This is a genomic window from Agrobacterium sp. GD03872, from assembly GCF_029840625.1.
GTDB classification, from domain to species: Bacteria; Pseudomonadota; Alphaproteobacteria; order Rhizobiales; family Rhizobiaceae; genus Agrobacterium; species Agrobacterium fabrum_A.
Genome location: NZ_JAOCCY010000016.1, coordinates 62,172 through 74,471, shown reverse-complemented (window position 1 = coordinate 74,471; position 12,300 = coordinate 62,172). Strand labels below are relative to the sequence as shown.

Here is a 12,300-nt window from a genome sequence, read left to right as displayed (position 1 = left end):
CATGACGATGGATGGAACCATATTCCTGGTGGATGACGACTCGCAGCTGCGCAAGGCGATGGTGCAGACGCTGGAACTCGACGGATTGCCGGTGGTCTCCTTTTCCCGGGCGGAGCAGGCGCTTGCGGCTTTGAGCGAGGATTTCGACGGTGTCATCATCACCGATGTACGCATGCCCGGCATGACCGGCCTGCAGTTCTTCGATCAGGTGCGCAAGATCGACGCCGATCTGCCCGTTATCCTCATCACCGGCCATGGCGATGTGCCGATGGCCGTTGATGCGCTTCATAGCGGCGCTTATGATTTCATAGCAAAACCCTTCCCCGCCGAACGCATGGTGGAAAGCGCCCGTCGGGCGCTGGAAAAGCGCCGCCTCATGCTGGAAAACCGCGCCCTTCGCCGGGCGGCGGGGCAGGCGGAGGATGATCTGCCGCTGATAGGCCAGACGCCCGCCATGGAGCGCCTGCGCACCACGCTCAGGCACATTGCCGATACGGATGTGGATGTGCTGGTGGCGGGTGAAACGGGCAGCGGCAAGGAAGTGGTGGCGACGGCCCTTCACCGCTGGAGCAAGAAACGCTCAAAGGGCAATTTCGTGGCGTTGAATTGCGGTGCGTTGCCGGAAACGGTGATCGAGAGCGAGCTTTTCGGCCATGAGCCCGGGGCTTTCACCGGCGCACAGAAAAAGCGCGTCGGCCGCATCGAACATTCGAGCGGCGGCACGCTGTTTCTCGACGAGATCGAAAGCATGCCGCTTGCGGTGCAGGTGAAGATGCTGCGCGTGCTGGAAATGCGCGAGGTCTCGCCGCTTGGGTCGAATGAGGAGCGGTCGGTCGATATCCGTGTGGTGGCGGCGGCGAAGGTCGATCTGGGCGACCCGGCCGAGCGCGGCACGTTTCGCGAAGATCTCTATTACCGGCTGAACGTGGTAACCTTGTCCATTCCGCCACTGCGTGAACGCAAGGCGGATATTCCGCTCTTGTTTTCCCATTTCGTCACCAAGGCAGCCAACCGTTTCAACATGCCGGTGCCGCAGATCAGTGCTCCCGTATCTCGCCGCCTTTACGACCATGACTGGCCGGGCAATGTGCGCGAACTCGGGCATTTCGCCGAAAGGGTGGTGCTGGGGCTGGAGACGGAACCAGCGGAGCCGCCCGTTTCACAAGTCATGTTTCCCGCTTCCGGCACCCTGCCGGAGCGTATGGAGGGGATCGAGGCGCGTATCATCCGCGAGACGCTGGAGCAATCAAACGGCGACGTGGCGGAGACCATCGCCACGCTCGGCATCGCCCGCAAGACCTTTTACGACAAGCTGCAACGCCACGGCATCAACCGGGCGGATTACGTGAAGAGCTGAGCGGCGTGAGGTGGTGGCGGATTGAGGGCGGCGCTGAATGAAAAGCCGCGGACGTTTCCGTCCGCGGCCTGCCGATAACGGCTATATCTTTACCGAAGGACTTCCCGATCAACCCGCGACGCAGAAATGGCGCTGGCCGTCATAATCCGTATAGGTGCCGGTGCGGGTGTTGAAGCTCCGGTAACGCTGCGAGCAATAGTCGTACCAGGCGTTGGTCCAGGGCTCGATGGTGCGATAGGTGCGGCGCTGGTTGTAGACCGGGCGGCTGTCGTAAACCGGCTGGGCGCGATAGACGGGTGCGGGGCGGTAAACCGGCTGCGGTGCTGCGCGGTAATAACGGTAATCCGGCTCTTCATAAACATAGCTCGGCTCGTCGACATAGACGCGCTCATCGTAGACTGGCGCCGGACGCGACATTGCGGAGCCGACGGCGACACCGGCGGCAAGGCCGAGCACGCCACCCAGAATGGCGGCATCGCGACGGTCGCGGCGGTCCCAGTCACCGGCGGACGCGCTGCTCAAGGGAACGATCGTGGCGGCGGCGACAGCGATTGTCAGAACTGTTTTAGCTGCAAAGGACGACATGGTGTGTTCTTCCATCCGGGTGGCAGGACGCTGCCAGTTGCAAATTCGATGGTTAAGGAAATACAGCCCGGCTGCTGAACGGGCGCTGAATGAATTGTGGCGGACCGGCGGCGCAGCGCAATTCCTGTTTGCGTGGGCCGCACTTCGCGCTAGAACTCAAGATCAAACAGGACGCACCGATGAGCCTTTCCCACATAACCGTCAATCCCGACACCTCGCATGAAGACCGCGCCCAGGCCATTCGCGATACGCTCCGCGACGCCATTGTCGACCGGCGGCTCGCGCCGGGAACGAAACTGTCGGAATCGGAAGTGGGAACCCTGTTCGAAGTCAGCCGCACGGTGGTGCGCGCCGCCCTCCAGATGCTGGCCTATGAGGGACTGGTGAAGGCAGAGCGCAACCGGGGCGCCTTCGTCTCCAATCCCACGCCGGATGAGGCGCGGCAGGTTTTTGCCTCGCGCCGCCTAATTGAACCCGGCGTCGTGGATGCGGCGATTGAAAAGATAACGCCTGCGGCGGCAAGGCGGCTGAGGGAGCATCTGCTGCAGGAAAGCCGCCACCAGCATGAACGCGGCCCGAGCGCCAGACGCGCGGAAATCAAGGCCTCGGGTGATTTTCACCTGATGCTGGCTTCGCTTGCCGGTAATGCCATTCTGGAAAAATTCATGGACGAACTGGTCGCCCGCTCCTCGCTGGTCATCGCGCTTTATGGGCGCTCGGGTGTTTCAAGCTGCGGCCACAACGATCATGCCGATCTTCTCGACGCGCTGGAGGCGAAGGATGCGACAAGGGCCCGGGCGCTGATGCTGCAGCATCTCGACCATATAGAGGCCGATCTCGATCTTCGCATGAAGGAAGGTCTGGCGCTGAAGGATGCGCTGGCGCTCTGATCGGCTGCCCACCCCCATCTTGCGAAGGGGGATGGGAGGCTTGATCGCAGATCAGGCGGTGTAACGGCTGATGGCCAAATCGTGCGTGTCTATCTCCGGCGTGTTGCCGCTGATCAAATCGGCAAGCACCCGGGCCGAACCGCAGGACATGGTCCAGCCGAGCGTGCCGTGACCGGTATTGAGATAAAGGTTGCTGTAGCGCGTGGCGCCGATGACAGGTGTACCGTCAGGTGTCATCGGGCGCAGGCCGCACCAGAATTTCGCCTCACTCTGGTCGCCCGCGCCGCCGAACAGGTCTTCCACGGAATGAGCCAGCGTTTCCTGGCGAGCGGCCGGCAAATCCTTGCTGAAACCGGCGATTTCCGCCATGCCGCCGGCGCGGATACGCGAGCCGAGGCGGGTAATCGCCACCTTGAACGTCTCGTCCATGACGGTGGATACGGGCGCGCGCTCCTCCTTCACGATCGGAACGGTAATCGAATAACCCTTCACCGGATAGACCGGCAGGGTAAGGCCGAGCTGGCGCACGAATTGCGGCGAATAGCTGCCGAGTGCGGCGACGAAAATATCGGCCTCCACCAGCCCTCGGGTGGTCTCCACGGCCTTGACGCGCCCTGCTTCGACGATGGGGCGCATGATGCCGGTATCGTAAAGGAAGGTAACGCCCGCCTCTTCGGCCATGCGCGCTAGTTCTGTCGTGAACATGAAGCAGTCGCCGGTCTCGTCGCCGGGCAGGCGCAGGCCGCCGACGATCTTTTCCTTCGCAGGCGCAAGGCCGGGTTCGATGGCGGCGCAGCCGTCGCGGTCGAGAATTTCAAAGGGCACGCCGCCCGCCGTCAGCACGTCGACATCCTTGCCGATGGCGTCGAACTGCTTCTGGGTGCGGAACACCTCCAGCGTGCCCTGCATACGCTGGTCATATTCGATGCCGGTCTCTTCGCGAAGCGCCATCAGGCAATCGCGGCTATATTCGGCAACGCGCACCATGCGGCTCTTGTTGATGGCGTAACGCGCCGAGGTGCAGTTGCGCAGCATCTGGCTCATCCAGCGCCATGCGGCCGGATCGGCCGTCGGGCGGATGATGAGCGGCGCGTGTTTCATGAACAGCCATTTCATCGCCTTGACCGGAATGCCGGGGGCAGCCCAGGGCGAAGAATAGCCGGGGGAAACCTCGCCGGCATTGGCGAAGCTGGTTTCGAGTGCTGCCGCCGGCTGGCGATCGATCACCGTCACCTTGTGTCCGGCTTTGGCCAGATACCAGGCGGAGGTCACGCCGACAACGCCGGCTCCGAGGATAGTGACGTTCATGATCGTCTCACTTGTGATTGACTGATGTTGAAGCGGCTGCCGGGGTTTCTCCCGGCTGAATATAAAGGCGTCGATAGCGGCGTCCGAGGCCGGTCAGGATTTCATAGGCGATCGCGCCCGCATCCTCGGCAATGTCTTCCAGCGTCTGGTCAGGCCCGATCATCTGCACAAGGCTGCTCTGGGTCAATGTTCCCTCGGGCAGGGCGGATATGTCGAGAATGATGCTGTCCATCGAAACCCGGCCGGCAATCGGCAGGCGCACGCCGTTATACCACGCCGCGCCGCGATTGCTGAGCGAACGCGGCAGGCCGTCAGCGTAACCGGCGGCGATGGTCGCCAGACGCGTGGGGCCGACCGCTTCGAAGGAGCCGCCGTAACCGACCAGCGAACCGGCCGGAACGGTGCGGGTCTGGATGACGGCCAGATCGAGGCGAACGACCGGCTTCATCGGGTTGGGGCGTGCGATGGAGGGTGCGCCACCATAAAGCGCGATGCCGGGCCGCAGCAGGTGGTTGTGATAATCATTGCCCAGAAAGATGCCGCCGGAATTCGAAAAGCAGACGGGCGTTTCAGGAAAGGCAATGGCGGCTTTGCGCATCACCGCAAGCTGCGCGGCATTGCAGGCATGGTCCGGTTCGTCGGCGCAGGCGAGGTGGCTCATGACGAAGGCGATGTCGATACCATCGAGCAATTGCGGCTGGGAGGTGAGGATTTCAAGCTCTTCGGGGGAAAGGCCGAGACGGCACATGCCGGTATCGATCTGCACGGCGGCGGTGAGCGTCTTGCCAAGCTTCTTGGCGTGGCCCGACCATTGGGCGATCTGCGCCAGCGAATTCAGAACCGGGGTGATGGCCATGGCGGCGCAGGAGGTCTCATTGCCGGGCTGAAGACCGTTAAGGACGAAAATCCGCGCTTCTGCCGAAAGCCGCAGTCGCAACGCCAAGGCTTCATCAATATGGGCGACGAAGAAATTGCGGCAGCCCGCCTCGAACAGGACTTGCGAGACGATATCGGCGCCGAGACCGTATGCATCGGCCTTGACGACCGCCGCCGTCTGCGATGCGGGCGCCATGGCGGCTAGGGTCAGATAATTGTCGCGTAATGCGCCGAGATCGATGGTTAAATGGCCGCTTGCACCTCCGGCGGCCTGCTGGCGGCTGATCTGCATGTCCATGGTCGTTCACCCTCATTTTTATCCCATGAGGGTATTGCAACGATTATCGAATTTCTTGGCGATTATTTGAAGAAAATGCGATAGAATTCACAATCGCGCAATTTTCTTTTGCTGATTGGAATCTTCTATGTCGTCCCTCGATGCGACCGACCGCCACATCATCCGCCTGCTCCGGCTCAATGCCCGCATCAGCAATGCGAAACTCGCAGCAGAAGTCGGGCTTTCCGCATCCGCCTGCCTTCGCCGGGTCGATATTCTCGAGCGGGAAGGGATCATTCGCGGTTACACGGCGCTGACCAGCGGCCTTGCCGGCGGCGAGGTGATTTCGGTCATCGTCCAGATCACGCTCGACCGCCAGACGGAGGATTTTCTCAATCGTTTCGAAAATGCGGTGCGGCGCTATCCGGAAATCCGCGAATGTTATTTGATGACGGGCGGTTCGGATTATTTCCTGCGCTGCGAGGCGGAAAGTGCCGGGGATTTCGAGCGGATTCACAAGGAGATTCTGTCGAAATTGCCTGGGGTTTCGCGTATTCATTCGAGTTTTGCGATCCGGAATGTGTTGGCGACGCCGAAGGCGCGGTAGCATCGGAGTTCGCCGCTACCCCCTCTGTCCTGCCGGACATCTCCCCCTCAAGGGGGGAGATGGGATGGGGCGACCGCTCGTTCCCTCGCAACTGCCTTGCTATCGACACAGCGGCTTACTCAATGCGGTGAGCAAGCCACTTGTTGATCTCCCCCCTTGAGGGGGAGATGTCCGGCAGGACAGAGGGGGATAAACCCCACACTCAACGCATTGATGTCATCCCCACCACCGATAAAAATGATGCACCGGCCCCCGCCCGTGCCCAACAGCAAGGCCCCGCCCGGCATCGAGCGCTCCATTGAGGTATTCCTTCGCAAGCCCAACCGCCTCTTGCAACTCACAACCCTTTGCAAGATGAGCCGTAATCGCCGCCGCCAATGTGCAACCGGTTCCGTGGTCGTTCTTCGTCTCCACCCGTGGCGCGGAAAGCGCCTGCATGGCGCCATCCGCAAACAGATAATCCGTGCTCTCCGGCCCATCGCCATGGCCGCCCTTGATGAGCACGGCTTTTGCGCCCGCCTTCAGGATCGCCTCGGCTTGCCGGGCGATCTCCGTCTCCGTTTTCGCCATCGAAGTGCCGGTCAGCAGCGCCGCTTCGGGCAGGTTCGGCGTAACGATGGTGGCGAGCGGCAGCAAGTCGCGCCGCAATGTCTCGATGGCGTCTTCATGCAGCAAACGGTCGCCTGATGTAGCCACCATGACCGGATCGAGCACCACCGGCTGCGATTGCCGCCGAAGCCGTTCCGCGATGGCGGCGATGGTTTCAATCCGCGAGACCATGCCGATCTTCACCGCATTGACGGTGAGATCGGAGAATACCGCATCCATCTGCGCGATAATGGTGGCGACTGAAATATCCTCCACCGCCGTCACGCCTTTGGTGTTCTGGGCGGTGATGGCGGTGATGACGCTGGCGGCATAGGCGCCGAGCGCGGAGAAGGTCTTGATGTCCGCCTGGATGCCCGCGCCGCCGCCGCTGTCGGAGCCGGCAATGGTCAATGCAATTGATGTCATGGCTGTCTCGCTTTCAGCGCCGCGTCAATCTTGGAGCGGAAGTCCTTGGTTGCGCTGGCAATATCGCCCGCGCGGAAAATGGCGGAAATCACCGCCACACCATCCGCACCCGCCGCGATGACCGGCGGCACACGGGCAAGATCGATGCCGGCGATAGCGCCGACCGGCATATCCGGCTTCCACTCCTTCAGCATGGCGCGCAGCGTGGTAAAGCCGTCGATACCGACCGGCTTGTCCGGATTGATCTTGGAAACGGTTTCGAACACGCCGCCGATGCAGGCATAGTCGGCGGGCATGGAGGCCGCCCGCTCGGCATCGGACCGGTTCTTGACGGTGAGGCCGATGATCGCCTTTTCGCCGAGAATGCGCCTTGCGGTTTTGGCGTCCATGTCGTCGGCGCCGAGATGCACCCCGTCCGCGCCCGAGGCGAGCGCCACATCCACCCGGTCGTTGATGACCAGCGGCACGCCGGTGCCGGCGATGGCCTCGTGAATGGCGCGGGCGTTTTCGATCATCTCGCGCGTTGAGCCGTGCTTGTCGCGATATTGCAGAATGGTCGCGCCGTTGAGTGCGGCCGCCAGAGCAAGCTCCGGCAGCGGCGCGACATCGCCAAGGCTCGCATCGACCAGCGCGTTGAGGCGGTAATCAACCTTGTTCATGCTCTATCCTCGCGTGATGTGTGATGTCCTCACCGGAAATTTCAGAAAGCGCATCCAGAAACGCCGGTTCGAAGCTGCCGGGGCCTCTTGCGTGCTTGGCTGCGAGTTCGGCGGAAACGCCGGTGACGGCAAGGGCGGAGGCCGCCGCCGTCAGGGCGTCTTTTTCGACAGCCATGAAGGCGGCGATGACGCCGCCCGAAAGGCACCCCGTTCCGGTCACTTTCGCCATCCACGGATGGCCGTTGACGATCCTGACGCTGCGGGTCGTGTCGCTGAGATGATCCACAGGTCCGGTCTCGATCCTCACCACGCCAGGCATACCGCCGATCAGGCTCATCTCGGCGTGATTGCCACGCACGATCGTCGGGGAAAGTGCGATGAGTTCGCGCGCGAATTCCAGGCGCGACGGTGAATAATCGCAATGAACGGGGTCGACGATCCATGGCTTGCCGGATGCATTGGCGATCTCGATCGCCAGCCGGATGACCTTGCGCCGCTCGGCATCCAGTGTGCCGAGATTGACGGTCAGCGCATCCGCCTTCGTCACGAAGCTCTCGATTTCCTCGAGCGAGGTGGTCATGGAAGGAATGCCGCCGACGACCGTGATGCCATCCGCGGTGAATTTCTGCACCACGGTGTTCATCAGGCAATGTACGCGCGGGCGCATTTTGCGCACGCGCTCCAGAATCTCGGCGGCGATTGCCGCTGTCGGGAAATTCGTCGTCATGGCTGCTGTAGCTCCACGGCGATGTCGTCCGCCGTCGGCGCCTGCTTGATCAGCTGCATCTCCTGCATGAAGGCGCCGAAACGGGCGTAGCGCGTGCGGTCGAGCGCGGCCGGGCGCTTGGCGAAACGCGGCAGCGTATCGAAGAAGGCCTGCTTGTTCAGCGCATCGTCAAGGTTCGGATAGGCCTTGATGAAAAGCTGCCAGGATTCCTGCGGGTGGTTGGTGATGAAGATGGCGGCCTGTTCCACGGCGGAGAGGAAACGCGGCAGGCGGCTGTCCTTCACGAGGTCGCGATGGGTGACGAAGATCAGTTCGTCATAGGCCGGCACGCCGTGTTCTTCCGGGAAGAAGGAGCGGCCCTCGTGACCCTCGAGCTTCATCTGCGTCAGTTCGAAATTGCGGAAGCCGCCAAGCGTGGCATCCACCTTGCCGGCGATCAGCGACGGCGAGAGCGAGAAGTTGACGTTGATGAGTTCGACATCGTCCTTCGTCAGACCGTCCTTTTCCAGCATGCGCTTCAGCATCGCATCCTCGAAACCGGAAACGGAAAAACCGACCTTCTTGCCCTTCAGGTCTTTCAGGCTCTTGATCGGGCCATCGGCCAGAACGGTGACAGTGTTGAGCGGGGTTTCGACCAGCGTGCCGAAACGCACCAGCGGCAGACCGGCATCGTGATCGAGATAGAGGTTCGGCTGGTAATGCACGCCGATATCGGCCTGTTTGGCCGAGACGAGGCGCGGCACGGCGGAGGGGTCTGCGGGCGGAACCAGTTCCACCTCCAGCCCCGCATCGGTAAACAGGCCGCGTTCTTTCGCGATTACCATCGGCGCATGATCGGGGTTCACGAACCACTCGAGCAACACGGTCAGCTTGTCTGCCGCCTGCGATTGCATGGGCGAAAGCACGCTTGCCGCCGCGACGACGAGGGAAAGAAGAGTTCGTTTCATGGTGCCGAAAGTCTCCGTAAAGATCTGAAAGGAATGGTGTGTTCTGTTTCCTTGGCCCAGGGGGCCAGATGGGCGGTCGAAAAGTCAACGACAAGCCGTAGCAGCACCGCCATGACGGCGAGAATGGCCATGGCGGCGAACATGGTATCGGTCTGCATGCGGGCGTTGGACTGGATCATGACGAAACCGAGCCCGGCTGATGCGCCCACCCATTCGCCGATGACAGCGCCAAGCGGGGCGAGCGGTGCGGCCACCCTCAGGCCTGAAATCAGCGAGGGCAGCGCCAGCGGCGCTCGCAGCCGGGTGAGGATCTGCCAGTGGCTCGCCTCAGTCAGCGAGGCGGCGTCGAGAATGGCGCGATCCGTGCGATTGAGGCCGTCGGTGAAGGAGGAAGCGACCGGAAAGAATATGATGATCGCGGTCATCACCACTTTCGAGGCCATGCCGAAGCCGAACCAGAGGACAAGAATGGGGGCGAGCACGAAGACCGGAAAAGCCTGCAACACCAGAACCATGGGCCAGACGAGGCGGCCAAGGCGCGGTATGGCGGCAATTGTGAAGGAGACGGCTATGCCGGCGGTGATGCCTGCCGCAAGCCCGAGGGCCATTTCGCCAAACGTCACCATGGCCTGGCCGAACAGGAAGCCCGGCTGGCGCAGGAAGGCACCGGCGACATCGGCCGGGGACGGCAGAATGTAACGGGGCGGCGCGAACAGCCATGTCCCCGCCTGCCAGAGAAGAAGCAGAAGACCGACACCGTTCAGCGCATGAGTGGCACGCATGAGCCGGACCTCAGACGCAAACGCACCATGTGCGAAGGGCGGAAGTTTTCAGCATCATCGTTCTATCTCCAGATGTGACAATCACGGAGATCCGGGAAACGCGGAGAAGAGAAAGGGCGGCACATTTAAAAAAGCGCGGCAGTTTCCGTTCCTACGCCGGCATGACCCGGATCAGGTTCAAGGGTCCGGCTCATCGCCATCTCAGCATCGTCAGATGCTCCCCTCGGAATGGGTCGGAAACTGTCGTTTTTTTAGCTGGCTGTCAACGGCTCAGATGCTGCGAAGCTGTTCAAACAGCTGGCGATGGCTGCTATCGGCACGATAGAACACCGCCGGCTGGCCAAGCGGCGTATCCACGGTGACTTTTCCTCCGCCAGAATGACGCACGCCGCTCCACAGATGCACCCATTCCCCATTGCCCGGAAGATGGAGCGTGCGCTGCGTTTCGCCCGCTCTCCAGACCGGGGCGACCAGCATGTCCGCTCCGTAGAGATAGCTGTCCTGAATGGCATAGGTCTGTCGGTCGTCCTCGTAATGCAGGAAGAGCGGCCGCTGCACCGGCAGGCCGGTCTTGGCAGCCTCCGTGGAGAGCGACTTCAGATAGGGGGCGAGGGCGACATAGATGGACGTCATGCGGGCGAAATGGGCAAGAACCGCCTCGTCCTGATCGATCTGGAGGTTGTCGCGCGGGCGGTTGCCCTCATGGGTGCGCATGACCGGGGTGAAGGCGGCCATTTCCGCCCAACGCATGATGAGTTCCGCCGTCCGGACATTGCCGAACAGGCTGGTGTATCCGCCAATATCGGAATGGTGATAGGCGTTGCCCATGAGGCCGGAGGAAAGCGCGCCGCAGATGACGGTGACTAGGCCGTCGTGGCGGGAGAAGTCGACGGACTGGTCGCCGCCCCAGATCAGCGGGCAATGCGCCTGCACGCCGGTGAAGCCGGCGCGCATGAAGAACAGCGCCTCGCCGGTCTTGCCCCGGCTTTCGACACCCTTTGCATTGACCTCGGCCCAGAGCGTGGGCCAGGCATTGTGCATCAGCTTGGCGTCCACGCCGTTGGAAAGGGTAATGTCTATCGGCAGATATTCGCCGAAATCGGCCATCCAGCCGGAAAGGCCGAAATCCAGCATGTTCCTGCCGATGATCTCCTCGGCGAACCAATCGGCCGCAGCCGGATTGGTGAAATCGACCACACCGCAATCGAACTCGCCGAAATCCACCAGCGCCGTCTTGCCGTCCGCACCGGTGGCGAAATAACCGGCTTTTTCGGCTACCTGGAAAAGCGGGCCGTCGACGCAGAGATAGGGGTTCACATAACCAAGGAAGCGGATGCCCTGATCGGCAAGCTCGGCGATCTTCTGGCGCAGATGCGGATAGCGGGTGTCGTTCGCCTGCCAGTCCCAGAACAGGCGCGCGCCGAAGGATGTCTGGCGAAGCCCCACCCAGTCTTCGCACCACAGGCCTGATACCTTCGTTCCGGCCGCGCGAATTTTCTCCAGCCGGGCAAAGGAGTTGACGCCATCCTTTAATCCGATGATCGCGCCGTTATAGACCCATTCCGGCAGTTCCGGCTGACGCCCGAAGCGCAGGGAGAGGGCGGAAACGATATCGGTGAAACTGTCACCGGCGAAGAATTCGATCTTTTCGGGGATCGCCCATATCTCGATCTCATGGAAATCGCCGTTGCGGAAATCGAAGACGGAATAGGCGGTCGTTTCCACGTGCAATGCATATCTGCGTGACGACAGGTAAGTCGGCTGCGGATAGTTGGTGTTGTAATAATCACCGCCCGCCTTGCCGCTGACATCGGACTTGAAGGTGATTTCGGTAGTCTTGTCGCGGCCGACTCCCGGCTCCGAGGTCCAGAGCGGAAAGCGGCGACCGCGCATGTCGAAATACGACATCTGCTCGCCGCCGCCCCAGACGTGTTCATCCGTTTCTGCGACAACGCGCAGCCAGAGGCGGTTGATGGTTTCATCCAGTGCCGTTAGCTTGATGGCATTGCCGTCGAGCGTCAGGCGCAGGCGCGGGGCCTGTCCCGGTGCTGATGAGAGCGTGACGCTATCCACACTCACCTCGGCATGGCGAAGGGCGGTTCGCTCAATGACATAATCTTCGATATCGAAATTGCCGCGATACATATCCATCCTCTCCTTGCCGAAACCGGCGAAAAGGGCTGGATTCTCCGACGAGTGAGAAAGGATGGTACGATTGCCGATTGTGAGCGTGAAGCCGTCTTTGGTCGTTTCGAAATGCATGACTTAACC

At 61.7% G+C, this 12,300-nt stretch carries 12 protein-coding genes and 1 riboswitch; of the genes, 3 read left to right on the top strand and 9 right to left on the bottom strand.

The genetic code is table 11. The features are described from left to right. Window position 1 precedes the first annotated feature (1 nt). Window positions 2-1,357 (top strand): sigma-54 dependent transcriptional regulator, encoded by a 1,356-nt coding sequence (locus N5D22_RS22980; RefSeq protein WP_279658157.1) that lies wholly within the window; start codon window positions 2-4, stop codon window positions 1,355-1,357. A gap of 108 nt (window positions 1,358-1,465) precedes the next feature. On the opposite strand, the gene N5D22_RS22975 is transcribed toward N5D22_RS22980, so the two are convergent. Then, entirely contained in the window at window positions 1,466-1,942 is a 477-nt protein-coding gene (locus N5D22_RS22975; RefSeq protein WP_279658156.1) for a BA14K family protein, read from the bottom strand. Between the two features lie 179 nt (window positions 1,943-2,121). Here N5D22_RS22975 and N5D22_RS22970 point away from each other — a divergent pair, with 179 nt between their 5' ends. Then, entirely contained in the window at window positions 2,122-2,832 is a 711-nt protein-coding gene (locus tag N5D22_RS22970; RefSeq protein WP_279658155.1) for a GntR family transcriptional regulator, read from the top strand. A gap of 51 nt (window positions 2,833-2,883) precedes the next feature. On the opposite strand, the gene N5D22_RS22965 is transcribed toward N5D22_RS22970, so the two are convergent. Together N5D22_RS22965 and alr are read right to left on the bottom strand one after the other, a co-directional pair. Continuing rightward, window positions 2,884-4,140, bottom strand: coding sequence for a D-amino acid dehydrogenase (locus N5D22_RS22965; protein WP_279658154.1), 1,257 nt, complete (start codon window positions 4,138-4,140; stop codon window positions 2,884-2,886). Window positions 4,141-4,147: 7 nt separating this feature from the next. Beyond that, complete coding sequence (alr, locus tag N5D22_RS22960) at window positions 4,148-5,314, bottom strand: alanine racemase (RefSeq protein ID WP_279658153.1); 1,167 nt, start codon at window positions 5,312-5,314, stop codon at window positions 4,148-4,150. 127 nt (window positions 5,315-5,441) lie between these two features. Here alr and N5D22_RS22955 point away from each other — a divergent pair, with 127 nt between their 5' ends. Beyond that, window positions 5,442-5,900, top strand: coding sequence for an Lrp/AsnC family transcriptional regulator (locus tag N5D22_RS22955; protein WP_003500727.1), 459 nt, complete (start codon window positions 5,442-5,444; stop codon window positions 5,898-5,900). A gap of 216 nt (window positions 5,901-6,116) precedes the next feature. On the opposite strand, the gene thiD is transcribed toward N5D22_RS22955, so the two are convergent. The 6 genes from thiD to N5D22_RS22925 form a co-directional block, all read right to left on the bottom strand. Beyond that, window positions 6,117-6,914 carry a bifunctional hydroxymethylpyrimidine kinase/phosphomethylpyrimidine kinase gene (gene thiD / locus N5D22_RS22950; RefSeq protein ID WP_279658152.1) on the bottom strand — a complete coding sequence of 266 codons (798 nt, stop codon included), beginning with the start codon at window positions 6,912-6,914 and terminating at the stop codon, window positions 6,117-6,119. Then, window positions 6,911-7,573: a thiamine phosphate synthase gene (gene thiE / locus N5D22_RS22945; protein WP_279658151.1), complete on the bottom strand. Its 663-nt coding sequence runs from the start codon at window positions 7,571-7,573 to the stop codon at window positions 6,911-6,913. The genes thiD and thiE overlap by 4 nt, the downstream gene beginning before the upstream one ends. Next, window positions 7,560-8,300: a hydroxyethylthiazole kinase gene (locus N5D22_RS22940; protein WP_279658150.1), complete on the bottom strand. Its 741-nt coding sequence runs from the start codon at window positions 8,298-8,300 to the stop codon at window positions 7,560-7,562. Before N5D22_RS22940 ends, thiE begins: the two co-directional genes overlap by 14 nt. Then, entirely contained in the window at window positions 8,297-9,247 is a 951-nt protein-coding gene (locus N5D22_RS22935; RefSeq protein ID WP_279658149.1) for an ABC transporter substrate-binding protein, read from the bottom strand. The genes N5D22_RS22940 and N5D22_RS22935 overlap by 4 nt, the downstream gene beginning before the upstream one ends. Continuing rightward, the gene (locus tag N5D22_RS22930) at window positions 9,244-10,029 is read right to left on the bottom strand and encodes an ABC transporter permease (protein WP_279658148.1); all 786 of its coding nucleotides are present in this window, start codon (window positions 10,027-10,029) and stop codon (window positions 9,244-9,246) included. The genes N5D22_RS22935 and N5D22_RS22930 overlap by 4 nt, the downstream gene beginning before the upstream one ends. Window positions 10,030-10,160: 131 nt before the next feature. Further along, window positions 10,161-10,263, bottom strand: a riboswitch (TPP riboswitch). 36 nt (window positions 10,264-10,299) lie between these two features. Then, complete coding sequence (locus N5D22_RS22925; protein WP_279658147.1) at window positions 10,300-12,291, bottom strand: alpha-glucosidase; 1,992 nt, start codon at window positions 12,289-12,291, stop codon at window positions 10,300-10,302. Window positions 12,292-12,300 lie beyond the last annotated feature (9 nt).